This window comes from Microbacterium sp. NPDC086615, from assembly GCF_040686055.1.
GTDB lineage: Bacteria > Actinomycetota > Actinomycetes > Actinomycetales > Microbacteriaceae > Microbacterium.
Map to the genome: position 1 here is coordinate 9,927 of NZ_JBFBJJ010000018.1, position 25,157 is coordinate 35,083.

Genomic DNA, 25,157 nt, shown 5'->3' on the forward strand with positions numbered 1-25,157 from the left:
AAGCGCCAAAGGCGGAGCCTGGACCAAAAAATCCCCCGCCGGAGTCACCAGCTTCTCGGTCGACACCCTCGGCTACTCCGCCATCTACACAACCGGAACGACCGTCGGTCTGGAGCTCAACAACTCCTACTTCCCCGCCCTCCCTGCGGGCGTCACCGCGACCTCCGTCGGCCTCTGCTACAGCAACGGTTATTACGGATACTTCCTCGGCAGCGACCACTACCTCTACCAAAGCGCCAAAGGCGGAGCCTGGACCAAAAAATCCCCCGCCGGAGTCACCAGCTTCTCGGTCGACACCCTCGGCTACTCCGCCATCTACGCCCTCAGCCCTTCGAGTTGCTAGCGATAATGGTCCCCACTCGGGGTCTGTGAGGGGATGTCGTGGCTTTGTCGAAACCGACGCCGCGATGCCGTCGACACGGAAACGTCTCTTACGCGCATTCCGACCCTAACCCCAGCACCGCCTCGGCGAGTGCCCGGATCCCCGCCGCGACATCGGCGGCGGAGACGGCCTCGTCGGGGTGGTGACTGATCCCCTCCGGGTTTCGGAGGAACAGCATCCCCACACCGGTGATCGCCCCGATCGACATGGCATCGTGCCCCGCACGACTGAACAGGGTCGGGGCATCCCCACCGATCCCCGCCCGCACGACGTCCTGCAGAAGCGGCTCGCAGAACACCGCCGGGGCGCTGTGCACCTCACGCGCGTGCCAGCGGAGACCACGGCGGCCCATGATGGCATCCAACTCCGCCGATATCGCGTCCCAGGTGTGGTCGCGGGTCTCGTCGAACTCGCCGCGCAGATCGAGCGAGAAATGCGCCTCACCGGGCACGACGTTCACAGCACCCGGGAACGCCTCGAGCTGCCCGACCGTCCCGATGATGTGATGCTCGCCGCGGCAGATGCGCTCGACGGCGAGCGCCGCCTCGCTCGCCCCGAGGAGGGCGTCGCGGCGCATGTCGTACGGTGTGCCGCCGGCGTGCCGTGCTTCTCCCTCGACGACGAGCTGGAACCGCCGCGCAGACGCGATCGACGACACCGCCGCGAGCGAAAGACCCGCCCGGTCGAGCTCGGGCCCCTGCTCGATGTGCGCCTCGAGATAGCCCACGAGCTGGTCGGACCGACGCGCGGCCTCGCCGATGCGGCCCGGATCGAGGCCGAACTCGCGGAACGCCTCGCGGAGCGTGGAGCCGTCGGCATCCATCAGGTCCCACCACGACTCGTCCCACTGCCCGGCGACGGCCGAGGAGCCCAGCAGCGCTTTGCCGAAGCGGGTGCCCTCCTCGTCTGAGAACGCGATCACCTCGAGAGCGAACGGGAAGGGACTCGACACCGTGCCCTCGTCGTCCACCCGGCGGAGGAGTCGCACGACCTCGAGAGCCATCAGCACACCCACGATGCCGTCGAAGCGGCCGGCATCCGGAACCGTGTCGAGGTGCGAACCGAGCATGAGGGCGGGAGCGTCGGGGGCCCCGACGGGAGCGAGGCGGCCGACCTGATTGCCCGCCGCGTCTTGCCGGGTGGTCATGCCGAGCTCGCGCATCCACTCGGCGGCGAGGCGGTTCACCCGGGCGTGCTCGGGCGACAGGTACACGCGCGTGATGCTGCCGGGCGTCGCAGTGACGCGCGCGAGCTCCTCGCAGCGCCCCATGACGCGGCGCGCGGCCGCGGAGATGCGTTCGGGCTCGACCTGGAGGCGAGTGGTGGTGCTCATGGACGCTGCCTTCCGCCGGCCCGGCCGGTCGGCGTGTGACGGCCACGACCAGCGCGGTGACTGGCGTCATATGTCCGCGGCGACCGGGGCTCGGCGGGCGTTTGGCGCAAGTCAGCGAAGGAGGTGGGGCGGGAGAGGGCGGGGCGGGCGGCGGCGGGGCGGGAGGTTACGGGCGTCACGAGGCTGCCGCCCCGTACACGTCCTGCGCGGCCTCGACGCCGCCACCCGCGGGCACCGACGCGCCGTGGCGGCGCAGCACCGTCTCAAGGGCGGCGAGGGTGGTGAGCACGGCATCCTTCCGGGCGTTGTAGCCCATCGTGCCGATGCGCCAGACGCGTCCGTGCAGCGGGCCGAACGACGTGCCGATCTCGATGCCGAAGTCGCTCAGCAGCTCCGACCGCACGGCGTCGCCGACGACCATCTCGGGGATCTCGACGGCGACGACGTTCGTCATCTTGTGCGCGACGTCGCCGAAGACGGTCAGGCCGAGGCCCCCGACGCCGGCAAGCATCGCGTCGCCGTGCAGCTGGTGCCGCGCGATGACCTCGTCACGACCCTCGAGCAGCAGCACGCGCGCGCACTCCCGCGCGCCGTAGAGCATCGTGGTCGCCTCGGTGTGGTGGTTCAGGCGCCGCGGGCCCCAGTAATCCAGGATCATCGCGAGGTCGAAGTAGTTCGAGCGGATGAAGTCGGAGGCCACGGCATCCCCCTCCTCCCGGATCCCTGCCTCGACCCGGGCGCGCGAGCGCACAACCTCGACGGCACGGTCGGACAGGCTGATCGGCGCCGAACCCGAGGGTCCGCCGAGGCACTTCTGCAGGCCTGCGGTCGCGGCATCCAGGCCCCAGGCATCCATCTCGAACGCGTTGCCTCCGAGGGAGGCCGTGGCGTCGGTGTAGAAGAGGGCGTCGTGGGCGCGGCAGATCTCGCCGATCTCGTCGAGCGGCTGGAGCATCGTGGTCGACGTGTCGCCCTGCACGCACGCGACGAGGTGCGGCTTGACGCGCTCGACGGCCTCGCGGATCGTCGAGACCGGGAACACCTGGCCCCACGGCACCTCGATCGTGTGCACCTCGGCGAGCGCGCGCTCCGCGATCTCGGCGAGAAGGTGTCCGAAGCGGCCGAAGACGGGGACGAGCACGCGGTCGCCGGGGCGGATGAGCGAGACCATCGCGGCCTCGATGCCGGCGCGGCTCGTTCCGTCGATGAGGAGCGTCGCGTCGTTCGCGGTGCCCCAGACCTGCCGGTAGAGCTCTTGTGTCTCGTTCATCGTCGCGGTCATGAACGGGTCGTACTGCCCGACGAGCGGGGCTCCCATCGCGCGCAGCACGCTCGGGTACGCCGAGATCGGGCCGGGGCCCATCAGCAGGCGGGCGGGCGGGTCGATCGGGCCGGGGAGGTGGGTCATCGGGACTCCGTGGTGCGGGGGTGGGTTTCAGGGATAGTGAGTCGGAGGGGACTGTGCCGGGCTCCGGAGATTTCGACGGATCGCCGCGGCGGACGCCCGCGATGCGCGGCCAGAGGGCGGATCATCCGGAGCGCGGGACAGCGCGCGCCGGTCATCGCCCGCTCCCCGCCTCGACCAGCGCCGCGAGACGCCGAGCCAGACGCACCAGCGCGATGTCTGTGCCCGCGCGCGCCACGAGGCACACGCCGACGGGCGCGCCGTCGACCGTCAGCAGCGGCACCGAGATCGAGGGGAGACCCGCGATCGCGGCCGGTGCCGTCATGCGAAGAGTGGCCGCGCGGACCGCGTCGACGTCAGCGGTGCGCTGCGGCGCGGGGCCGGGCACGGTCGGGAAGATCAGCACGGCCCCGTCGACGAGCTCGGCCAGGTGCGCCGCGATCGGCTCGAGATCTCGGCGCGCATCGGCCTCGGCTGCGGCGGTGATCCGCGCGGCGATGTCGAAGCGCTCGGCGACCGCCGAACCCACGGCCCCGGGGTGCGCCCGCAGCCACTCGCCGTTGTTGCGCCAGGCTTCGGCCCCCTGCACGGTACGGAACGTCGTGAAGGCGGCATCCAAATCGCCCGCCTCGACAGCGCGGAAAGGCGGCGGTTCGTCGGATGCCGCGAGCGCGGCCAACATCTTCGAGAACGCCTCGCGGGTCGCCGGTTCGACGCACGCGAGGATCTCCTCGGGGACGAGGAACCGCCACGGCAGGTCGTCGCCGGACGCACCGTAGACGTTCTCGGTCGACGCCGACCCGTCGTAGCTCAGGCACCACTCGGCCACGCGCTCGAGCGTGTCGCCGTCACGGGTGAGCCAGCCGATCGTGTCGAACGATTGGGCGAGCGGGAGCATGCCCTGCCGCGGAACGAGGTCGTGCGTCGTCCGCAGTCCCCACAGTCCCTGGTACGACGCCGGCACGCGGATGGACCCGGCGGTGTCGGTGGCCAGGCCGATGTCGGCGTGTCCCGCGGCGACGGCGGATGCCGGTCCGCTGGAGGACCCGCCGGGGAGCGCCCCGACGACCGCGCCGTTGGGCGGGGTGCCGTAGTGCACGTTGTCGCCGGCGATCGAGTAGGCGAACTCGTCGGTGCGGGCGATGCCGCGGAGCGACGCTCCGGCGCGGAGGAGGTCGGCGACGGCAGGTGCGGTGGCTTTCTCGGGCCGTGCCCCCTCGAGGTAGGTCGGGTTGCCCGCCCCGATGCGGAAGCCCGCGATGGCGAACAGGTCTTTCACCGCGACGGTGAGTCCCGCGAGCGGCCCCTCCCACGCGCCCTGGAGGAAGGGATCGCCCACGCTCCGCCAGATCGAACGGTCGAGGGGCGGGGTGCGCGGTGCGACGTGGGCCGCGGTGATGAGCCAGCTTCCGTCGATGCGCTGCCACACCTGCGTCTGGAGGCCCCGGCCCCCGCCGCGGAAGCGCGAGACCGACATGAGCAGGGCGACGTCGGGCCCGAGCGGGCGATAGTGCACGTCGGTGATGTCGCGCGGGGGGACACCGCCGCGGAGCGAGCGGAACCCACTGATCGCGTCGTGTCCGACGAGCAGGCCCGCGGGGTCGCCGCGGAGCGTGTCGGGCCCCGGCGCGAAGAAGGCGTCGAGGGCGTCGAGGTCATTCGCGACGATCGCGCGCTCGTACGCGTCGAAGGCGTCGCGGAGGTCGGCGGGGATCGTGGCATCTGTCATCGCGCGCCCCTCTCGTTGCGATCGAGTGTCCAAGACACGCCGCTAGCGGCCCGGTCGATACGGCGTGTCTTGGACACTCGACCTTCAGCGGCGGGCATCGGACCGCATGCGGCGGTGTAGGCCTCGGCGCGGGCGAGGGCGGCGGCGAGAGCGGGGGTCATACGTCGTCTCCTTCGGACTTCTGGCGCGGAAGGGGTCTCGCGGCGGCGAGTGTCCAAGAAACGCCGTTTGCGGCCCCCTCGATACGGCGTGTCTTGGACACTCGATCCTGGCGCCGACCACGCGGGGCCCTCATGCCGCACTCCCGTCTGCGTCGTTACCGGATGCCACGGCCTCGGGCTCCACCGACGGCACGCCCGCGAAGTCCGCCTCGCGGATCCGCGCGTGCACGCCCGAGACGATGTCGACGACCTGCGAGATGTCGAAGTCGGTTGCCGCGCTGAGGTAGGCGTAGGCGAGGTGCTCGTCCATTCCCCACCGCCCGTTCAGCAGGGAGAGCGAGGCACGCACGCACGCGCGCATCGCCTCGTCGAGGTCGACGTGCATCCCGGTGGGCACGAGGTACTCGGGCGTCCGGACCAGCGGACCCGTGACCTCGCCGAACGCCGCGCGAGCGGCATCCGCGGGGATCACCTCGAAGCGGAGCGTGGCGCGCAGCGAGGCCTCGAGAGCGGTGAGCGCCACCTCGCCGTCGCCCTGCGCGAAGTGCGGATCGCCGACGTACGCGAGCGCGCCCTCGACCTGGACGGGGAGGAACAGGGTGGTGCCCTCGACGAGCAGGTTGATGTCGATGTTGCCGCCGTGGGTTCCCGGGGGCACCGAGTGCGGGCGTTCGTGGCCCGCGACCGCAACACCCATCGTGCCGAGGAACGGCGCGAGGGGAAACGCCACGACGGGCTCGCCGCCCTCGACGACCGGAAGGGTTCCGTGCAGGATGCCACCCCGCTCGTCGACCGCGGCGAAGACGCTGACGTTGTGCTCACCGCGCGGCAGCTCGCCGACGAGCGCGCCCTTGCCGTGGCGGTTCGAGATCACGCCGTACGGCACGCGCGGCACGAGGGTCTCGACGGTGATCTTGAGCAGGTCGCCCGGGTGCGCTCCGGTCACGTGCACCGGACCGACGACCACGTGGGGTCCGTCGGCGACGGGGTCGCGGAGAACGGATGCCGCGATCTCGACCGCATCGTCGAGCACCTGTTCGCGCGGCACGCCGTGGGCCGCGAAGTACGCGCCGGGGTCTTTGCCCTGATCATCGAGGATTCCCTCGTGGCTGACGGTGTCGAAGGTCACGGTCTCGCCGGGCGCGATCTCGAGCACGGCGGCGTCGGTGGCGCAGGGAAGGCGACCCCAGAGGACGGTGGTCGGGGTCGCGGCGAGGTAGTGGTCGCCGGGGATCGGACCGGTGTGGGGCTGCAGGATCGGAAGGGACGCGGGGCGGCCAGGGTGGCTGAGCTCGTCGAAGCCACCCCCCGAGCCGGTGCGACCGGTCCCTTCGACAGGCTCAGGGACCTCGGGTGCGACACCGGGTGCGGTGCGCCCGGTCCCTTCGACAGGCTCAGGGACCTCGGGTGCGGCCTGATCGAGCTCCGGGACCTCGGACGCGGCCTGGCGCGCCTCGCCACCGCTCACGCGTCCACCGCCGCGGTTGCGCGCAGGATCTCGCGTCCGCCGCGCTCCGTCACCGCGGAGCCGCGGCGGTACACCGACTCGCCGCGAAGCCAGGTCTCTCGGACGACGCCCGTGAGCGTCTGGCCGTGCCACGGAGAGACGGGATTGCGATACTCGAGGGAGGCGGCATCCACGACGAACTCCTCATCGGGGGCGAACGCGACGAGGTGCGCCGGGGCGCCCGTCTCGATGACGCCGAGTCCGTCGAGACCCGCGATGCGAGCGGGCCCGGCCGTGAGGAGCGGCAGGATGCTCTCGAACGCCAGGCCTCGGGCGCGGGCCGTGGAGTGCACGGCCGACAGCCCGGTCTGCAGGCCCGCGATCCCGCCCCAGGCCAGGCCGAAGTCGGGGTTGCCCTTGAGCTCGACGGTCGCCGGCGAGTGGTCGCTGACGATCGCGTCGATCGTGCCGTCGACGATCCCGGCCCACAGCAGATCGCGGTTGTCGCCGCCGCGGATCGGCGGGCAGCACTTGAACGCGCCCGCCCCGTCGGGCACCGCGTCGGCGTCGAGCGTCAGATAGTGCGGGCAGGTCTCGACCGTCAGCCGCACGCCCTCAGCCTTCGCGGCGCGCACGTCGTCGAGCGCTCCCCCGTCGGCCACGTGAACGATGTGTGCGCGGGCGCCCGTGCGGCGCGCCGCCTCGATGACGCGGCGGATGGCCGCCCTCTCGCTCAGGGGCGGGCGGCTGGCCTCGAAGTCGCGGTAGTGCGGCCCGAGCGCGCCGTCGGCGTGCAGGTGCGCGGGGTCTTCGGCGTGGACGATCAGCAGACCGTCGAAGGTGGCGAGCTCGGCGAGGCAGCGCTCGAGCTGATCGGCGTCGAGATGCCCGAACTCGTCGATGCCGCTCGGCGACAGGAAGCACTTGAAGCCCACGACCCCGGCGTCGGCGAGCTTGCGCAACGACCCGAGGTTCTCGGGCACCGCGCCGCCCCAGTAGGCGACGTCGACCGCGAGCTTTCCCGCGGCGGCCGCACGCTTGGCATCCAGAGCATCCGTCGTGGTCGTCACGGGGAGGCTGTTCAGCGGCATGTCGACGATGGTCGTCACGCCCCCGGCGGCGGCTGCGGCGGTGCCGGTCGCGAAGCCCTCCCACTCGGTACGACCCGGCTCGTCGAGGTGCACGTGCGAGTCGACGAGGCCCGGCAGGAGCACGGAATCGCCCGGCAGCACCGTCTCGGCCGCGGCGTCGAACGGCTCGACCGCGGTGATGACCCCGCCCTCGCTCACGACCGTTGCGGGGCGGAACTCCCCGTCGAGATAGACCCGTCGCGCGGCGATCCGTGTGCTCATACCGGCCACGCTAAGCGCCCCGCGTTTCGCAGATGTAACCGTGATCAACATTCATGCAAACACCTCGAGATTCGCTGCCTGGGGAGGAAGGGTGGGCGCACCTGCCCCACGAGCGGGAAGCGCGTACTCGTCGCGCTTGCTCGTCCCGAGACCCATCCGCACCATCCCGGATGCCATCCCCACCGCCGCCGCGACCCCGTCCACGACCGGGACACCGACGCGTGCCGACAGCTCGGCGCAGAGGTCCGCCATCCCGGCACAGCCGAGCACGATGACGTCAGCCCCGCCCGCCGCAGCCTCTGCGCTGTACCGCGCGATGGTCTCCACCGCGACCGAGCCGGTGTCCTCGAGGTCGAGCACGGGGATCCCGGTCGCCGCGAGCGACACGCACGCCCGCTCCATGCCGTACCGCGCGACGAGGTCGTGCGCACGCCCGAGCGTGCGGCTGAGCGTCGTGACGACGCCGAAGTGCCGCCCCGACACCGCGGCCAGGTGCATCGCCGCCTCGGCGATCCCGACGACCGGGGCGTCCACCAGCTCGCGCGCCGCGTCGAGTCCCGGGTCGCCGAAGCACGCGATCACGTACGCGTCGGCGGGGTTCGCACCGTCGCGGTCGGCGGCGACCAGCTCGACCACGGCGGCCGCCGCAGCGACCTCGTCGACGTGGCTCTCGATCGCCGACGCGCCCACGGCCGGGCACACGGCGTCGACGACCACGTCGGGCCCCGCCACCCCCCGGGCGGCGTCCGCGATCTTCGCGGTCATCGCCCGGGAGGTGTTGGGGTTGATGAGCAGGATCCTCACGCGAGCGCCTCGCGCGGGCCGGCGGCGGTCGGGCGCCCGGGCGTTGCCGTCCCGCGCTCCGGAACCGCGGCATCCTGAGTCGTCTTCGCGAGCACCACGGGCGCATCGGGCGCGACGGCTCCGGAGCCCGGCACCGGGGTCCCGGCATCCGCGACCGTCCGTGCCAGCACCAGGGCCTCGACCTCGGCAGCGGCCGCCACCTCGACGGTGCCGTCGGAGATCCCCTCTGTCTCACCGTCGAACGTCGGCACCCGCGGGTCGATGCGCTCGAACAGCAGGAACAGCACGTAGCCGAGGCCGCAGCCGATGAACCAGCTGTAGTCGCTGATCCACGAGACGTTGAACAGACCGAGGTCGGCGAACAGCTTCGGGAAGACGGCGATCGCGACCGTCGGAACACCGGCCACGATGACCGCCTTGACCGCATTCGGGTTGAAGCCGTTGCGGTACCAGTAGGGGCCCTGGGCATCCATCGTGAACATCGCGTCGACCTTCACGCGCTGGCGGGCGGCGATGTAGTAGCCGGCGATCAGGATGCCGAAGAGGGGCCCGATCAGCGCACCGAGGACGCCGAGCGAGTAGTGGATCGCGTCGCTGTTGGAGTACCAGTTCCACGGCATGAGGAACGTCGAACCGACCGCGGCGATCATGCCGCCGGCGCGCCACGAGATCTTCTTCGGCGCGACGTTCGAGAAGTCGAACGCGGGCGAGATGAAGTTCGCGACGATGTTGATGCCGACCGTCGCGGTCACGAACGTCAGGCCGCCGAGGAGGATCGCGAAGGGCGTATCGATCTGCTCGACGGTCTTGATCGGGTCGGTGATGAGCGAACCGAACACCGGCACCGTGGCCGACGCGGTGATGACCGTCAGCAGCGAGAAGAACACGAAGTTGACCGGCAGACCCCAGAAGTTGCCCTTCTTCACGGCGGCGAAGCTCTTGCCGTACCGGGCGAAGTCACCGAAGTTCAGCATCGGACCCGAAAAGTACGACACCACGAGCGCGATCGCGCCGAACATCACGGGGATCGAGGCCCAGAAGTCGAGCTGGGTGGTCGACAGGGTGAACGAGATGTTCTGGATGCCGGCCTGCGACACGAGGTACACCGCGAGCACGATCATCACGACGTAGACGGCGGGGCCCGCCCAGTCGATGAAGCGGCGGATGACCTCCATGCCGTTCCAGAACAGCAGGAACTGCGCGGTCCACAGGATCGCGTACGAGATCCAGCCGAGCGCCGAGAGCCCCGCGAACGAGACGTCGAGGAGGGCGGCGGACCCGGGCACGAACTTCAGGAAGATGATGTTCAGCGACTCGGCCGCGAGGAACGTCTGCACGCCGTACCAGGCGATCGCGATGAGACCACGGATGATCGCGGGGATGTTCGCACCCCGGATGCCGAACACCACACGGTTGATGACGGGGTACGGGACGCCCGTCTTCTGACTGGGCTTGGCGACCATGTTGGCGAAGACCTGCACGATCACGATGCCGGCGATCAGCGCCACGAGCACCTGCCACGACTGCAGGCCGAGGGCGAACAGCGAACCGGCGGTGACGTAGCCGCCGACCGAGTGCACGTCGCTCATCCAGAAGGCGAAGATGTTGTAGCTCGTCCACTTCTGCTTGCGCAGCGGGGCGAGGTCTTCGTTGGCGAGCCGGTCGTCGTACTCGGGCTTCATGTTGCCGCCACCGTGGGGGTGGCCGGCGGCCTCCACGAGATCGTGGGGGCCGGTGAGCGGTGTGGAAGTCATGTCATTCCTCTCAGGACGATGGATGCCACGACGTGGAGTCCGCGGCCGGAGTGGAGCTCTGATGTGAAGTTATGGGTTCACACAACCCCGCTGGTTTCGCTCGTGTAACGAGCGTGTGAAGTCGATCCTTCACACGCTGCGGCTCCCTAGACTCGGGGCATGACGCAGCCGCCCCTCGCCGACGCCGTCGACCAGGGCGCGGCCGCGACGCCCCAGCCGTCGGCATCCGTCGGGGCGCGCATCCGCGATCTCCGTCAGGCCCGGGGCATCTCCGCCCGCTTTCTCGCGAAGACGCTCGGCATCTCCCCCAGCGCCGTGTCGCAGATCGAGCGCGGGGTGATGCAACCGAGCGTCTCGCGGCTCATCGCGATCACCGACGCCCTCGGCGTTCCTCTCGTGGCGGCTTTCGACCCGGCATCCGACCGTCCCATCGAACCCGTCGGGCCCTCGGGCTTCACCCTTCAGCGCGCGGGGCAGTCGCCCGTCATCGTGCTCGACAGCGGGGTCTCGTTCCGTCGCCTGACCCCCGGATCGTCCCCCGGTGTCGACTACTTCGAATCGATCTACCCGACCGGCGCCTCCGCCCACGGCGCTGACGGCCTGTTCCACCACGAGGGGTATGAGGTCGGGACGGTCGTCGCCGGCGAACTCACGATCGACTTCGAGGCCGAGCGCGTGATCCTGCGGGCGGGGGATGCCATCAGCTACCCCTGCTCGGTCCCCCACCGCCTGCACAACACCGGCGAGACGGATGCCGTGGCGCACTGGTTGATCGTGCACGCCTGAACGGCAGATTTCACACGAGGAGAATTTTCCTTGCGCGAAAGATCTCCTTGTAGGAGAATTTTCCTCGGAGGAAATCATGGACAGCGAGAAGATTCGGAGCCGTGCGCGAGACTACGGCATCGACCTCATCGGAAACATGCCGACGGTGAACAGCCCGGTCACCTCTCTCGTCGTTTCACGCGGGAAGCAGCAGCAGACGGTCACCGCGGTTGCGGTGTCGCCTCTGACCCTCACGGAGCTGGAGCACATCCTCCCTCTCCCCGTGAAAGGTCCTGTCGTCGCGCTGAGCAGCCGAGTCACGCCGCGCAACGCGGACGCGCTCCGAAACATCGGCGTCAACTTCATCGACGAGGCAGGTAACGGCTACCTGTCGCTCGGAGACACGCTGATCGACGTGCGCGGGCGGACGCCCGACTCCGCCACCGGCCTCCGTAAACCCGCGAAGAGCGCCTCCCTGTTCACGGAAAAGCGGTCGCAGGTCATCCTTGCGGTGATCAGTTGGCCGGACCTCCTCGCTGCACGGCTCCAAGACCTCGCGCGAGCCGCCGGAGCCTCCGTGAGCTTCACGCAGAAGACGCTGGTGGCTCTCGAATCAGCCAACTTCCTCGACCGCTTCGGCCCACGCGACCACGGTTCCCTGAGGAACATCGACTCGCTGATCGATGGATGGGCGGCAGCATTTACGAGCGGACTCGGCTCGCGGGAGAACACTCGAGCCTTTCGTGGGACTTTCGACCCGTCCCGCCTCTCTCCGGACGGCCCACCGCTCTATCTCAGCGGAGAAGCCGTCGCACCGTGGATCGCACGCAACATCACATGGACCATCTACGCCGACGGCATCCCCCGCGATGCAGCCCAAGCGGGGCGCTGGGCGCGCGATGACGAGTCACCGACCCTGTTCCTTCGCGAGAAGTTCTGGACCGAGCCTGTCCCGGCGCGCACGCGAGAATCTGCCCGACTACGAGAAGCGCCGCCTTTGCTGGTCTACGCCGATCTCCTGGCATCCGGTGATTCTCGCGAACGAGAAGCAGCCCAGCGTCTGAGAAACGACAATGCTCGACTGCGCGCGCATTGACCTCCGACTGCTGGACGATGTCGCGGCGGCCGTCCACGATCTGGTCACGACGACGGGTATCGATCCTCGGAAAATCCTGCTGGTCGGGGCACGGTGTCGCGATGCCATCCATTCCGCCTTGGGAAGAACGACACCGACGCGCCTGACCACAGACCTCGACCTCGGAATCGCCATCGCCTCATGGAACGAGTTCGAGCGGATCGGATCGGCATTCACCTCCATCCAGTCGAACGGAATCGCCTTTCGCGTCGCCGGTATGCATGTCGATGTCGTCCCGTTCGGCGATGTCGCTGAGGAACCCCGCGGCCTCAGCCGACCATCGACCCGCAATGACGACATCGTCGTCTTCGGATTCCAGGAGGTGTTCGACCGAGCATCAATCCTGACGCTTCCCACCGGGGAAGCTGTCCGTCTTCCTCAACCCTCGGGGTATGCATTGCTCAAAACCCGCGCGTGGGCGGATAGAAGTGCGCACGGCGACCATCGCGACGCACAGGATCTGGCTGTTGCCTTCGACTGGTATGCGCAGGATCCGTCAACGAGCGATCGTCTCTTCAGCGCCGACATCGACATCAGCGAACTGTACGGCTTCGACGCTAACCAGAGCAGCGCGCATCTCCTCGGCCGTGACATTCGGCGGCATCTCATCCCCTCAGACGCGAACGACCTGGTGAGCCGGTTCACCGGCCTGGACGTGCGGCCGCTCACTGGCCACCTGCTCAACCTGCCGCAGGACCGGTCGCGACGACTCGATATCGTCGAGGCGTTCACGCGCGGTCTCCGCGACGCGCAACCGCCCGCCTGACGCCTGATGGCCGGAGCGGACGACGGAGCCCCCGCCGACCCGGACGTCGGCGAGGGCCCCGCGTGTTCTACTTCGCGATCAGCGTCAGCGTCAGCGTCGAGTGGTAGACACCGACGGGCGCATCCTTGGGCGGTGTGAAGTCCAGGCCCGCGTCGAAGCGCGCGCCGCCGACCCCCGTGGACACGCCGGCCGCGCCCGTGGCGATGACCCCTCCGCCCGTGCCGACGGCGAGACCCGGCAGCAGGACCTCGCCCGCGAACGACATCGGTCGGATGCCGAGCGCGTCCGCCGGGGCGGAGTAGGTGCCGCTGGTGAAAGGCGTGGCCGTCGCGGTGAGCGTCCATCCCGTCAGCGCGGCACGATCATCCACGACGGTGACCTTGCCGAGGTTCGCCGTCGCACGCGTCCCCCGCTCGACCGAGCCGAAGTCCACCGAGGACTTCTGCGCATCGAGAGACCACAGATCGCTCGCGGTCACCGTGGTGCGCAGCTCCGTGTTGTCGCGCAGCGTGGTCGGGTGCACCGGGATCTCGAACGTGCCCCAGGCGAGGACGGTCGGATCGTTCGGCTGCGTGAGCGCGACGGTGTGGCGGCCCGCTTCGAGCGCGGAGACATCGACGATCGCGTCGCCCGCGGCATCCGTCGTCACCTGTCCGAGATCCGTCGGCGAGGACCACGCCCACGCCCGCAGGACCTGACCCTTGTGCGCCGCGCCCGCGTGCACCGTCACGGTGGTCCCCCCGTCGAGAGGACCCGTGACGTCCACGGGAGCCAGGTCCGAAGAGGACGGCAAAGACGGCGTCGGATCGATGACGGTGAGGGTCGCCGCCGCCGACACGGTCTTGCCGCCCTCGACGTTGGAGGCCACGGCGCGGAACTTGCGGCCGTTCATCTCGGTCGTGGCATCCTTCACCGTCAGGGTCGACGAGGTGACCTCCGCGACATCCGTCCAGGCAGACCCGTCCGCGGACGACTGCCAGGCGACGGTCGGAGCGGGCGATCCCCCCGCGGTCACCGAGAACGTCGCCGTTCCCCCCACAAGCACGCGCTGGTCCGACGGGTCGGTGAGCGTCGGCACGGGTGCCGAGATGGTCACCGTCGCCTCGAGCGCCTTCCCGTCACGACTGCCCAGCGACTGCACAAAGCTCAGCGGGTGGGCGCCGGCGCCGGAGACGGGGCTCTCGAGGGCCACGTGCCAGGTGCCGTCCGCGGCGACCGCTGCCCGACCGATCGTGCGGCCCCGGTCGACGACGCGCACGTCGGCGCCGGCGAGCCCGGTGCCGTCGAACGACGCGAGAGACGCCCCCGCCGGCTGTGCCGACGACACGTCCGTCACCAGGGCGAACTGCGGTCCGCCAGCGTCGATGTTCTGACGCTGGTACAGGAACTGGTCGGTGGTCAGGGCGTGGTCGACGATGCGCGTCTCACCGACGCAGCCGTACCAGCCGTGCTCGGGCTCCTCGTTCCACGTCGAGGCGCCGATGATCCACGGCATGAAGTCGGCCGCCATCATCCCGCCGACCTGCGAGGCGTTGCGGAGCACCGGAACGCCGTCGACGTACATGATGACCGTTCCCTTGGCCGGGTCGTTCACGATCGCGACGTGATGCCACGACCCGGGCATGATCTCGCCCGACCAGAGGGTGTAGGAGTTCTTCGAGCGCGGATCTGCGGCCGAGTACTGGTACTCGCGGAGGTTGGAGATGCCCAGCCATGCCGCACCGGCACCGGCGTCGGAGGAGTCGTTGATGCCCATCCACTGGCGGGCACCGCCGCGCGTGATGGCTGCTCCCCAGCGGTTGGCCGCCTCGGTCCAGTTGGTGTCCATCTGAAGGAACGTCTCGAGCGTGTAACCGGTCGTCGCGTCGAGGTGCGCGAAGGTGGCCGGGGCTCCGTACTCGGTGGTGATGTAGCCGAGGTTGTCGCGCGCGCCCGCATTACGGTGGACGTCGGTGAAGCACACCGCGCCCTTGTCGGCCGAGTACACCGGCACGTTGGCGTGCGAGATCGAGACGTCGTCGCTCGTGTCGGGCGCGTCGGTGTCGTCCACGGGGTTGCGGTACATCGGGCTCGACCCGGCGATGTCGGGGATCTCGGTCGTGTCCGTCATGTCGCCCCCGGCGACGCCGCCGAACCGCCAGTGCGCGATCGTCCCGTCGACGCGCACGTAGTCGCTGTCGTTCCCGGCGACGGCGAGCTGCTGCTCCTTCCCCTGTCCGGTCCATCCCGCCGACACGATCTGCTTGGCTCGCTCCGACAGATCGACGTTGTCGGCCTGCGCCGCGGTGGGGGCCGACCATCCGAAGCGGGCGCCGAAGTCGATCGGGAGGCTGAACTGCTGCCACTTCCCGTCGAGCACGGGGGTGTCCGTCGACGTGAGTGCATCGGCGTGCTTCTTCGACACCCAGGGCGAGACGGTGTCGACGTCGATGCTGTTGTTCGTGAGGTCGAACTCGAACAGCGTCATGATGCCGTTACCGCCGTCCGCGGCCATCTGGTAGTCCGTCAGCACCTCGAACACGGGGTGTCCGAAGTCGTTGGTCAGCGTTCGCTGGGTCGCCCCGTGGAAGTGACCGTTCAGGGTCAGGACGATCTGGTCGTTCTTGCGGATGAGCTTGTCCCACAGCAGGTCGCCGTACCACCAGCTCGTGGGAGAGATCTGGTCCTGGTCGATGCCGATGATCGCGTGCGAGTTCAAGATCACGGGGACACCGGGGTGGGCGTCGAGGATGCCCTGCGCCCACGCGAACGTGTCGTCGGAGGCGTTCCAGCCGAGCGAGAGGACGATCCAGTCGTGTCCCTCCGCCTGGAAGTCGTAAGCCGAGGAGTACCCGTTCTGGAAGGTGCCGAGCAGCGTTCCTCCGGCCTGCCGCTTCAGCGTCGTCGCCCCGAAGTTCGACAGGTAGTTCGCCGCGTTGGCCTCCGACGAACGTGCGCCCTGGTCTGCCACGTCGTGGTTGCCCGGGATGATCGAGTACGGCACGCCCCCGTCCTCGAGGATCCGCATGGCCTTCGACGCGGCGGTCCACTGATCGCCCACCCACTGCTGGTCGACGACGTCGCCGAGCTGCACGGCGAACGGGATGTTCAGGTCGTTCTTGTGGTCGACGACCCACTGCGTCTGCGCCTCGAACGGGTTCGTTCCGTACTGGGGGTAGAACTGCGACGCGCTGTAGCGCGAGTAGAACTGCGTGTCGGGGAGGACGGGCAGGAGGAAGCTGGATCGGTCCGCGGTGGCGGGCGCGTCGGCTGATGCGGCGGCGGACGGGGCCGACGAGGGGGTGTTCCCGTCAGCCGCCAGCGCGACGGAGGCATTGCCGAGGACGAGGGTGGACAGGGCGAACGCCGTCACGGCGGCGACCACGGAACGTGCGCGCGAGGCGCGACGAGGCTGGATGGACATCTCTCTTCTCATCAGATGCGGGAAAGCGGAACGGCGAGTCAGGAAGCGGGGGTGCGGGGCCCGTAGGCCTCGACCTCCGAGAGGGTCATCCACGTGCCGGACGACTTGTTGCCGACGATCACGCGCAGGCCGGTGGCGAGCACGGGGGTGGAGGTGACCTCCAGGGAGAGGTTGGCGGTCGCGTTGGTGACGGGCCAGCCCGACGCGGTCGGCAGGTTCTTCCACCCGCCGAGCAGGGTGCGGTACTGGACGGTCACGGTGCCGATGTTCTGCTTCCCGCCGATGTCGTAGACGTTCACCCCGGTGATCTGGCGAGGCTGATCGAACGAGAACGACACACGGTTGGGGTTGACCCGGTTGGCGGCTCCACCGCTGCGCCAGTCGGCGAAACCGACGGCGTTGCGGTTGCCATCGGTGAGGGCGAACGTCGTGCCGTCCTTGAACGTCCAGTCCGGACGCACACCGTTCTGCCGCAGCAGGTTCACGCGCTCGGGTGCGACGAGCGTGATGATCAGTCGAGCGCTGAAGCCCGATCCGGCGACCGCCTCGACCGTGACGGTTCCGGGCTGCGCGAGCGCGGCATCCGTGAGAGCCGACCAGTCCCACGACACCGGGGAGGTCACGGTCGCCGCCGTTCCACTGACCTTGCGCACGACCGTGCGCGGGGCGAGCATCCGCAGTTCCTTCACGCTCACACCCGCGTAGGACTTCAGCGCCGCGTCGTCCGCCTGACCGGGCGAACCGACGGAGAAGTGCGCCGTGACCGCGACCGCCTCACCGAAGAAACCGGATGCCGTTCCGGTCACGTCGACCTCGCCGCTGCTGTTCCAGACCGATCGATCGGGCATGCGCCAGGCGATCGACGTCAGAGGAACCGATCCTCCCCAGCCGTATCGGGCTGCAAGGCTCGTCGGCATCGACGGCGCCGACCCCGCGGGGACCACCGCGCTGGGGACCGCCACGGTGGCCTGCAGCGTGTGCATCCGCCACTTCTGCACGGCGGCACCGGTGTTGAGCGTGTACGTCTGCACCTCCGAGCCGTCGGTGGTCTTCCAGTTGTACAGATCGAGCGCGGCGGATTGCGACGACGGATCCGGCTGCACGTTCACGAGGTTGACGGTGCCGTCGCCGGCGTCGCGCGCCTCCCACTGGGCGTAGGGATCTGACGCGGAGTCCGCGACATCGGCGAGCTGGAGGTAGCGGAAGGCCGTCTCGCTGTTGCGGGAACGGACGAGGACCCGGTCCTGCTGATCGGCGATCAGGTAGGTGTTGGCCGACCCCGTGACGGGAAAGAAGCGCAACGCCTGCGCCTTCAGCGACGCTGCGTTGCCGGTCCTCATGGTCTCGATCGCGGCGGCGGCGCGGTCCGTCGCGCCGGGCGCCGATGACACCTGCGCGTTCGTGTCGCCGATCTGCAGGACCTTTCCTGCCGCGTTCACGCTCTCCAGCAGCAGGAGCGTGGGAGCCCCGACCCCCGAGGGGAGGGCGGAGGTGGATGCCTGGAAGCGGTCGATCGGCGCGGCTGAAGCCGGTGCGGCGACCATCAGCCCGACGAGTGAGACGGCGACGGCGGCGAGAAGTCGCAGGGACCGTCTCGGAGACGTGGGGGGCATGGGAAACGGGGTCCTCTCGCGGATGGGGCGCCCTTTCCGGGCGTCGGCCCTCGGGCGGGCCGGACAGAAGCTATCCACGCGATCTGCCCGGCAACTCTCACGGGCGGTATCTAGAGATGAACGGCGGGTTCTCGCCGCGTGGACGGGCGCGGCCGGTCGCCGCACACGAATGTTCCCCACAGCAACATCGCCGACACATCCCGCCACAGCCCCGTAACGCGGCGCGCCTAGCCTGACCGGCATGCACTTGCACCACTTCAACGCGGCCTCGACGGCGGATGCCACGGCCGTCGTCCGCGTCTGGGCCGACATCCCGGGCTGGGTCGACGCCGTCGTCGCGGGTCGCCCGTACGCCGACGTCGATGCCCTCGCCACCTACGCCGGAGATCTCGCCGCGGTCTGGTCACCGACCGACCTCGAGGCGGCGCTGCACGCGCACCCCCGCATCGGCGCGAAGGTCGCGGGCGACGGCGCCGAGGCCGCGGCATCCCGTCGCGAACAGGGGTCCATGGCCTCCGCCGCCGACGACGACGTCGCCGCGATCGCCGCCGGCAACGCCGCCTACGAGGAACGGTTCGGGCGGGTGTTCCTCATCCGCGCGGCCGGACGCACGCCGAGCGAGATGCGCGCCGAACTCGAACGCCGCCTCGGCAACGACCCCGACACCGAGATCGTCGAAGCCACCCGTCAGCTCGCCGAAATCGCCCTGCTCCGCCTGCGGACGACGTTCGCCGACGAAGCGCCCGCCGAACCCGAGGACGCCGAATGACCCACCTCACCACCCACATCCTGGATGCCACGGCGGGCACGCCCGCGACCGGCGTCGCCGTCGCGCTGGCCCGACTCGACGGCACCCCCGTCGCCGAGGGCACGACCGACGGAGACGGCCGCCTCGCCCTCGGACCCGATCGCCTCGACGACGGCGACTACGCGCTGACCTTCGGCACCGGTGCGTACTTCCGCGCGCGCGGAGTCGCGTCCTTCCACCCGATCGCGACGGTCGCGTTCACCGTGAGCGGCGAGGCGCACCTGCACGTGCCGTTGCTGCTGAGCCCGTTCGCCTATTCGACCTACCGCGGCAGCTGAGGAGCGTCATGAGAGTCATCGTGATCGGTGCGGGAGTCGGCGGAACGTCCGCGGCCCTCGCCCTGCAGAAGCTCGGCCACGAAGTCGTCGTGTACGACCGCATGCGCGAGAACCGTCCGGTCGGTGCCGCGCTGTCGCTGTGGTCGAACGGCGTGAAGGTGCTCAACTGGCTGGGTCTCGGCCCCGAAGTCGCTGCCCTCGGCGGCCGCATGGACGACATGGCCTACTACGACGGCCACACCGGCGACGAGCTCTGCCGCTTCAGCCTCGCGCCCGTCACCGAGCAGACGGGTCAGCGCCCCTACCCGGTCGCGCGAGCGGATCTCCAGCAGCTGATGATGGATGCCGTCGGCCCCGCCCACATCCACCTCGGCAAGCAGCTGACCGGCGTGTCCGAGGCCGACGGCGTGGTCACCGCTACCTTCGCCGACGGCACCACCGACACGGCCGATCTGCTGATCGGGGCCGACGGGGCGCGCTCGATCGTGCGCGACTACGTCACCGAGCCCACCGGCATCCGTCCCGAGAGGTCGTACTCGGGATACGTGAACTACAACGGTCTCGTGCGCGCCGACGAGCGGATCGGACCGCTCGGTCAGTGGACGACCTACGTCGGCGACGGCAAGCGGTGCGCCGTCATGCCGGTCGCGGGCGACCGGTTCTACTTCTTCGTCGACGTACCCGGGCCGTCGGGGGTGGTCGAGGACCGCATGGCCGCGCTCGAGGCGGCATTCGGGTCGTGGGGCGCACCGGGAGTGCGCGCACTGCTGGAGACGATCGACCCCGACGCCTCGCTCAACCGCGTCGAGATCTGGGACATCGACCCGTTCCACACGTGGGTGCGCGGGCGCGTGGCGATCCTCGGGGATGCCGCGCACAACACCGCTCCCGACATCGGGCAGGGCGCGTGCTCGGCGCTCGAGGACAGCTTCGCTCTCGGCATCGTCTTCGCCACGACGACGCTCGGCGTCGAGGACTCGCTGAAGCGCTACGAGCGCATCCGCACCGAGCGGGCCGGCGACCTCGTGCTGCGCGCCCGCAAACGCGCGCACGAGACGCACGCGTTCGACGTCGCCGCGACGCAGGCCTGGTACGACGGCCTGCGCCGCGAGGACGGGACGGGGGTCATCCGCGGGATCATCGGCAACATCGAGGGAAGCCCCGTGGAGCTGGGCGCGAGCGTGATGCGCTGAGCCGGCTCTTCGCCTGCCCAGAGGCTCGAGCGCACAGGTGCCTGCCCGCCCGAGCTCGTCACCCCCGCGCGGTCACCGCCGTCCGGTCCACCTCCACGTCACCGCCGACGACCGTCAACAGCACGTCGGCCGTCGCGAAGGCGTCGGGATCCGCGGTCAGCGGGTTGGCGGAGAACACGGTGAGGAACGCCGGCATCCCCTCCTCGATCGTCCCGCCGGCCTCGCCGACCGAACGCCACCAGCCACGCGTGTGCGCGTCGAGGGCGACCGGGGCGTCGAGGGCCTGATCGGGTAGGACGGGCGTGACATCCACGCGGCCCGCCGGGCGACGGAGCATCGCCGCGGCGAGGGTGGCTCGCGCGTCGTACGGCGCCACCGGCCAGTCCGACCCGAGGGCCACGATCACTCCCTTCTCGTGCAGGTCGCGCGTGCGCCACGCGCGGTCGGCGCGCTCGTCGCCGAGGCGGCGCGACCAGTTGTCGGTGTGGTCCGCGCGCGTGAAGTGCGTGCAGTGCGTGGGCTGCATGCTGACCGAGACCCCGGCTTCGACGATGAGGTCGAGCACGTCGTCGGGCAGCGTCTCGATGTGCTCCATGCGGTGCGGGACACCGGTGCGCTCGAGGCCGTTCAAGGTCGCGGCCACGAACTCGATGCCGCGATCGCCGATCGCGTGGGTCGTCGTCGGGATGCCGCGGGCGTGGAAGTACTCGACGGCGGCGGCGTACTCCGGCGGGCTGAGCCAGAGCGACTCGGTCGACTCGCCCAGCGTGTCGGGCTCGCGCAGCCACGCGGTGCCGTTGTCGATGGTGCCGTCGATCATGAGCTTGATGCCGCGCACTTCCCACCGGCGGCCGTGCCGGCCCTGGAGGTCGGCGAGCTGCGCCCAGTCCGCCTCGGTGGAACCCGGAACGGCCATCGGCGAGACGCGAAGACGGATCGGCAGCTCCCCCTCGGCCTCGATCGCGTCGAAGAGGTCGAACGCATCGGGGTCGGACGAGTCGAGCATCTGCCCGATCGTTACACCCGTCTCGGCCATGCCACGCAGGATGGCGACGAGGGCATCACGCCGCTCTTCGAACGTCAGGGCGGGGATGATGCGTGTGACGCGCCCCATGGCGCGATGCTCGAGGAGATACCCCGTGGGCGTGCCCTCGGCGTCGACGGCGATCGACGAGGCGTCGCCGAAGGTCTCGACACCCGTGACACCCGCGCGAGCCAGGGCCGCCGCGGACGCGACGGCCGAGTGCGCGTCGAACAGCTGCACGAACGCGAGGCGGTCCTGCGACAGCCGGTCGAAAAGTCGCATCGACGGTGCCGCCGCACCGAAGACGTTCGGGTTGAGACCCCACCCGAACACCCATTCGCCCGCGTCGGCGGACTCCGCGGCCAGCGCCTGCTGGGCCTCCTCGAGGGTCTCCGCCTCGCTCAGGTCGACGCCTCTCGTCATCCCGATCCCCGCGACGGGGTGGATGTGCGCATCGACGATGCCGGCGGTGAGCGTCGCGTCACCCAGGTCGACGACGCGCTGAGCGCGCGGTTTCCACGAGTCCGCGGCATCCGGGGTCCCCACACCCACGATCACGCCGTCGCGGATCGCCACGAACCCGGCCTCCGCGGGCGTTCCGGCGAGGGCCGCTGGCGTGAGGATCGCTCCCGCGAGGACGAGCAGGTCGATGTTCTCGGGCACGGATGCCCCCTCTCTCAACGAGCGACGGGTGTCGCCTCGGTCGGATGCCGTCACTTGTGCCCCAGGAAGGACTCGCGCGGCAACTGGTCGATGGCCTCGGTGGTGGGTTCGACCTCCGAGAAGTCGAGCTTCGGAACCGGGCGACGGAACATCCCGGTCTTGATCGCGACGATCACCACGCCCACGAGAGCCCACACGCCGCCGATGACCCACGTCCCGCCCTCGAGCGAGCTCAACAGCCAGAGCGTGAGCGCGAATCCGATCGCGGGGACGATCCCGTACCGCACGAGGCGTCCCGCGGTGAGCGCGCGACGCTCCGCGCGCGGCGGGAAGAGATAGGTGCGGATGACCGAGAGATTCACCATCGCGAAGGCGACGAGCGCGCCGAAGCTGATCATGAACGCCGCCTGGGACAACGTCACGAACAGGCCCGCGAGAGCCACGAGCGACACGAGAGCGGTGGCGACCACCGGGGTTCCGTACTTCTTGGACAGGCCGCCGAGCGGACGCGGCAGGATGCCGTCGCGCCCCATCGAGAACAGGATGCGAGACACCGCCGCCTGTCCCGCGAGCCCGGCGCCGAGGGTGCCGATGACGGTGATGAAGACGAAGCTGCCGGCGAGGATCGGTCCCCCGACGTGGTCGAAGAGCACCGCACCCGCGGCATCCAGGAGCGCCTGCGGCGCCGCGCTCCAGTCGGGGAGGTGGTACGCCAGAGCACCCAGCCAGGCGACCACGATGAAGAGCAGTCCGCCGACGATGGTGGTGACCATGATCGCGATCGGGATGTCGCGCCGGGGGCGCTTCGCCTCCTCGGAGAGGGTCGACACGGCGTCGAAGCCCAGGAACGACAGCGAGAGCACCGCGGCACCCGTCAGAACCGGGCTGAACTGCGCGCTGCCCGGCAGGAACGGCTCGAAGACGCCGGGGGCGTCGGGGTCTCCGATCGCGGTCTTGATGGCGAAGAAGGCGAAGACCACGACCGCGGCGAACGAGATCAGCACGACCGCGGTGTTCACCTTGCTCACCAGGGAGATGCCGAGGACGTTCAGGATGAGCGCGACGATGATCGCGCCGAGGGTGAACACCCAGACGGGCACGTCGGGGAACTGGGTGTTGGCGTACAGCCCGAGGATGAGGAAGTTGATCATCGGGATGAACAGGTAGTCCAGCAGCAGGATCCACCCGGTGAGGAAGCCGACGCCCCCGCCGAACGACTGCTGTGCGTAGGTGTACGCCGAACCGGCGACCGGGTAGCGGCGGACCATCGCGGCGTAGCTCGAGGCGGTGAACAGCATGACGATCAGGGCGACGGCGTAGGACGCGACGAGGTGCCCCTCGGTCAGCTGGTTCACGATGCCGTACGTGGTGAAGACCGTGCCGATGGCCATGTACGAGATGCCGAAGAGCGTGAGGCCGACGACGCCCATCGAGCGGGGAAGGGAGGTGCGGGAACGCTGAGACATGAGCGAACTCCTTGGGTGAGGTGCGATCACCTGCGATCGCGTAAAACGAACATAGTTCGATTTGCCCGCACGTACAATGTTTCTCCGGCTCGGATTTCTCCGGCTCGACGGCGAGGAAACAGCGTGAGTGCAGTAGGGAAGACAGCGTCCGAGGCCGCCGCACGACCCCGCCCGGTGGGGCGTCCGCGGGTCGGAGTGCTCTCTCGCCGCCTCATCGGCGAGACCGCCCTACGCCTGCTCGACGACGATCGCGACACCGGGTTCCGCATGAGCGATCTGGCGCGAGCGCTCGGCGTGCGCGTGTCGTCGCTGTACAACCACGTCGAGAACAAGACGGCGGTGTTCGCGGAGATCCGAGAGATCCTCGCCGAACGCATCGACGCCAACGCAGCTCCCGATCCCCGATGGGACCACGCTCTCCGCAACTGGGCGCACGCCTATCGCGCGGCCTTCGCCGCCCACCCCTCGACGGTCGCGTACCTGTCGGCGCTCCCCCTGGACGCGACCTCGACGGTCGGCAGATCGTACGACCACCTGGCATCCCAGCTTCAGGATGCCGGCTGGTCAGCCGCAGAATCGATGAGCGTCATCGTGGCCGTGGAGTCCTTCGTGCTGGGTTCGGCGCTCGACGCCTCGGCCCCGCAGGACATGCTCGATCCGGGGGATCGGGCCGACGTCCCCACGTTCGCCGCGGCCTATCACGCGCGCCGGGAACTCGCCGAGGCTCAGGGCGCCACCCCCGCCGACCTCGCGTTCGCCCTCGGCCTCGACGCCCTGCTCGAGGGCCTCCGGCTGCGCCTGGGGCGCGGGTAACGGGGCGCGGCGCGGCGCGCGGGCGCGGGGCGCGCCCGGGCGCGGGGGCGCGGGGGCGCCGCTCTCACGTTGAGTGTCCAAGACACGCCGTCATGGGTGACCGCGTTACGGCGTGTCTTGGACACTCAACGGGGGCGCTTGGGCGCCGCGCCCGCGCGGGCGGGAGACCCGTCAGACGTGGAAGACCGCGTGCACGTCGCCGCCGAGAGCCTCGCGACCGCCGAGGCCGTCGATCTCGAGCAGCGTCGCGATGCCGATGACCTCGCTGCCCACGGCCTCGAGCAACTCGCGTCCCGCGCTGAGCGTGCCGCCCGTCGCGAGGACGTCGTCGAGCAGCAGCACGCGCGCGCCGGCGGCGTTGTCGTCGTGCATCTCGATGGTCGCCGAGCCGTACTCGAGGTCGTACTCGACCGCGGCGGCGGGTCGGGGCAGCTTCCCGGCCTTGCGGATCGGCATCAACCCGACGTTCGCGACGATGGCCGCGGCCCCCGCGAGGAGGAAGCCGCGCGCCTCGACTCCCGCAACGGCGTCGAACCGGCCCGCGAAGGGCTCGACAAGCGCCTCGACGACGGTGCGCAGGGCCGCGGCATCGGTCAGCAGGGGCGTGATGTCGCGGAACATGATCCCGGGCTTCGGGTAGTCGGGGATGCTCGTGATCAGCGATTCGGCACGGGCGAGGGCGGAGGCGTCGGGCACCGCCCCAGCCTAATCGCGCCCTCGCGCCTCCGCCCTCGCGCTTTCCCCCGTTGAGTGTCCAAAACACCCGGACGAATTTCGGAACCGTCCGGGTGTTTTGGGCACTCACGCGGGGAACGGGTGCGGGGGTGCGCTTGACGCCGATGTAAGCGCTTGCAGTACGGTGT

At 70.0% G+C, this 25,157-nt stretch carries 20 protein-coding genes; 8 read left to right on the top strand and 12 right to left on the bottom strand.

Annotated features, from left to right (window positions below; genetic code table 11):
• Nucleotides 1-343, top strand: a 343-nt coding sequence (locus tag AB0O24_RS15585) for a hypothetical protein (protein ID WP_363376167.1), incomplete at its 5' end; no start/stop codon positions are given.
• An 88-nt stretch (nt 344-431) separates the two neighbouring features.
• On the opposite strand, the gene AB0O24_RS15590 is transcribed toward AB0O24_RS15585, so the two are convergent.
• From AB0O24_RS15590 to AB0O24_RS15620, 7 genes are all read right to left on the bottom strand, one after another.
• On the bottom strand, nt 432-1,715 hold the full coding sequence (locus tag AB0O24_RS15590; protein WP_363376169.1) for an allantoate amidohydrolase: 1,284 nt from the start codon (nt 1,713-1,715) through the stop codon (nt 432-434).
• A 175-nt stretch (nt 1,716-1,890) separates the two neighbouring features.
• Nucleotides 1,891-3,123, bottom strand: a complete 1,233-nt coding sequence (locus AB0O24_RS15595) for an alanine--glyoxylate aminotransferase family protein (protein ID WP_363376172.1) — start codon at nt 3,121-3,123, stop codon at nt 1,891-1,893.
• A 151-nt stretch (nt 3,124-3,274) separates the two neighbouring features.
• Complete coding sequence (locus AB0O24_RS15600) at nt 3,275-4,849, bottom strand: AtzH-like domain-containing protein (protein WP_363376174.1); 1,575 nt, start codon at nt 4,847-4,849, stop codon at nt 3,275-3,277.
• A gap of 291 nt (nt 4,850-5,140) precedes the next feature.
• On the bottom strand, nt 5,141-6,478 hold the full coding sequence (locus AB0O24_RS15605) for an acetamidase/formamidase family protein (RefSeq protein WP_363376177.1): 1,338 nt from the start codon (nt 6,476-6,478) through the stop codon (nt 5,141-5,143).
• Nucleotides 6,475-7,809 carry an allantoinase AllB gene (gene allB / locus AB0O24_RS15610; protein WP_363376180.1) on the bottom strand — a complete coding sequence of 445 codons (1,335 nt, stop codon included), beginning with the start codon at nt 7,807-7,809 and terminating at the stop codon, nt 6,475-6,477. The genes AB0O24_RS15605 and allB overlap by 4 nt, the downstream gene beginning before the upstream one ends.
• Nucleotides 7,810-7,860: 51 nt before the next feature.
• The gene (locus AB0O24_RS15615) at nt 7,861-8,613 is read right to left on the bottom strand and encodes an aspartate/glutamate racemase family protein (RefSeq protein ID WP_275801568.1); all 753 of its coding nucleotides are present in this window, start codon (nt 8,611-8,613) and stop codon (nt 7,861-7,863) included.
• On the bottom strand, nt 8,610-10,367 hold the full coding sequence (locus tag AB0O24_RS15620; RefSeq protein ID WP_275801569.1) for an NCS1 family nucleobase:cation symporter-1: 1,758 nt from the start codon (nt 10,365-10,367) through the stop codon (nt 8,610-8,612). Before AB0O24_RS15620 ends, AB0O24_RS15615 begins: the two co-directional genes overlap by 4 nt.
• A 159-nt stretch (nt 10,368-10,526) precedes the next feature.
• Between AB0O24_RS15620 and AB0O24_RS15625 the strand changes: the two genes are divergently transcribed.
• From AB0O24_RS15625 to AB0O24_RS15635, 3 genes are all read left to right on the top strand, one after another.
• Nucleotides 10,527-11,153 carry an XRE family transcriptional regulator gene (locus tag AB0O24_RS15625; RefSeq protein WP_363376183.1) on the top strand — a complete coding sequence of 209 codons (627 nt, stop codon included), beginning with the start codon at nt 10,527-10,529 and terminating at the stop codon, nt 11,151-11,153.
• 76 nt (nt 11,154-11,229) lie between these two features.
• Nucleotides 11,230-12,228: a type IV toxin-antitoxin system AbiEi family antitoxin gene (locus tag AB0O24_RS15630; protein ID WP_307383426.1), complete on the top strand. Its 999-nt coding sequence runs from the start codon at nt 11,230-11,232 to the stop codon at nt 12,226-12,228.
• Nucleotides 12,206-13,033, top strand: coding sequence for a hypothetical protein (locus AB0O24_RS15635; RefSeq protein WP_307383429.1), 828 nt, complete (start codon nt 12,206-12,208; stop codon nt 13,031-13,033). Before AB0O24_RS15630 ends, AB0O24_RS15635 begins: the two co-directional genes overlap by 23 nt.
• Nucleotides 13,034-13,100: 67 nt before the next feature.
• Here AB0O24_RS15635 and AB0O24_RS15640 read toward each other — a convergent pair whose 3' ends face one another.
• Nucleotides 13,101-16,436, bottom strand: a complete 3,336-nt coding sequence (locus AB0O24_RS15640) for a LamG-like jellyroll fold domain-containing protein (protein WP_363376188.1) — start codon at nt 16,434-16,436, stop codon at nt 13,101-13,103.
• Between the two features lie 38 nt (nt 16,437-16,474).
• Nucleotides 16,475-18,049, bottom strand: coding sequence for a hypothetical protein (locus AB0O24_RS15645; protein ID WP_275801574.1), 1,575 nt, complete (start codon nt 18,047-18,049; stop codon nt 16,475-16,477).
• A 241-nt stretch (nt 18,050-18,290) separates the two neighbouring features.
• Here AB0O24_RS15645 and uraD point away from each other — a divergent pair, with 241 nt between their 5' ends.
• Genes uraD through hpxO form a run of 3 tightly spaced genes read left to right on the top strand, consistent with a single transcriptional unit; the run spans nt 18,291 to nt 20,328 of the window.
• On the top strand, nt 18,291-18,818 hold the full coding sequence (gene uraD, locus AB0O24_RS15650) for a 2-oxo-4-hydroxy-4-carboxy-5-ureidoimidazoline decarboxylase (protein WP_363376191.1): 528 nt from the start codon (nt 18,291-18,293) through the stop codon (nt 18,816-18,818).
• The gene (gene uraH / locus AB0O24_RS15655) at nt 18,815-19,135 is read left to right on the top strand and encodes a hydroxyisourate hydrolase (protein ID WP_363376194.1); all 321 of its coding nucleotides are present in this window, start codon (nt 18,815-18,817) and stop codon (nt 19,133-19,135) included. The genes uraD and uraH overlap by 4 nt, the downstream gene beginning before the upstream one ends.
• An 8-nt stretch (nt 19,136-19,143) precedes the next feature.
• Complete coding sequence (gene hpxO, locus AB0O24_RS15660) at nt 19,144-20,328, top strand: FAD-dependent urate hydroxylase HpxO (protein ID WP_363376197.1); 1,185 nt, start codon at nt 19,144-19,146, stop codon at nt 20,326-20,328.
• A 58-nt stretch (nt 20,329-20,386) separates the two neighbouring features.
• On the opposite strand, the gene AB0O24_RS15665 is transcribed toward hpxO, so the two are convergent.
• Together AB0O24_RS15665 and AB0O24_RS15670 are read right to left on the bottom strand one after the other, a co-directional pair.
• The gene (locus AB0O24_RS15665) at nt 20,387-22,015 is read right to left on the bottom strand and encodes an amidohydrolase family protein (protein ID WP_363376200.1); all 1,629 of its coding nucleotides are present in this window, start codon (nt 22,013-22,015) and stop codon (nt 20,387-20,389) included.
• A 50-nt stretch (nt 22,016-22,065) separates the two neighbouring features.
• Nucleotides 22,066-23,481 carry an amino acid permease gene (locus tag AB0O24_RS15670; protein WP_363376203.1) on the bottom strand — a complete coding sequence of 472 codons (1,416 nt, stop codon included), beginning with the start codon at nt 23,479-23,481 and terminating at the stop codon, nt 22,066-22,068.
• Nucleotides 23,482-23,604: 123 nt separating this feature from the next.
• On the opposite strand from AB0O24_RS15670, the gene AB0O24_RS15675 reads away from it, so the two are divergent.
• A complete protein-coding gene (locus tag AB0O24_RS15675) occupies nt 23,605-24,294 on the top strand; it encodes a TetR/AcrR family transcriptional regulator C-terminal domain-containing protein (RefSeq protein WP_363376205.1) in 690 nt (229 codons plus the stop codon).
• Nucleotides 24,295-24,465: 171 nt separating this feature from the next.
• Here AB0O24_RS15675 and AB0O24_RS15680 read toward each other — a convergent pair whose 3' ends face one another.
• Nucleotides 24,466-24,990, bottom strand: a complete 525-nt coding sequence (locus AB0O24_RS15680; protein ID WP_363376207.1) for an adenine phosphoribosyltransferase — start codon at nt 24,988-24,990, stop codon at nt 24,466-24,468.
• Nucleotides 24,991-25,157 lie beyond the last annotated feature (167 nt).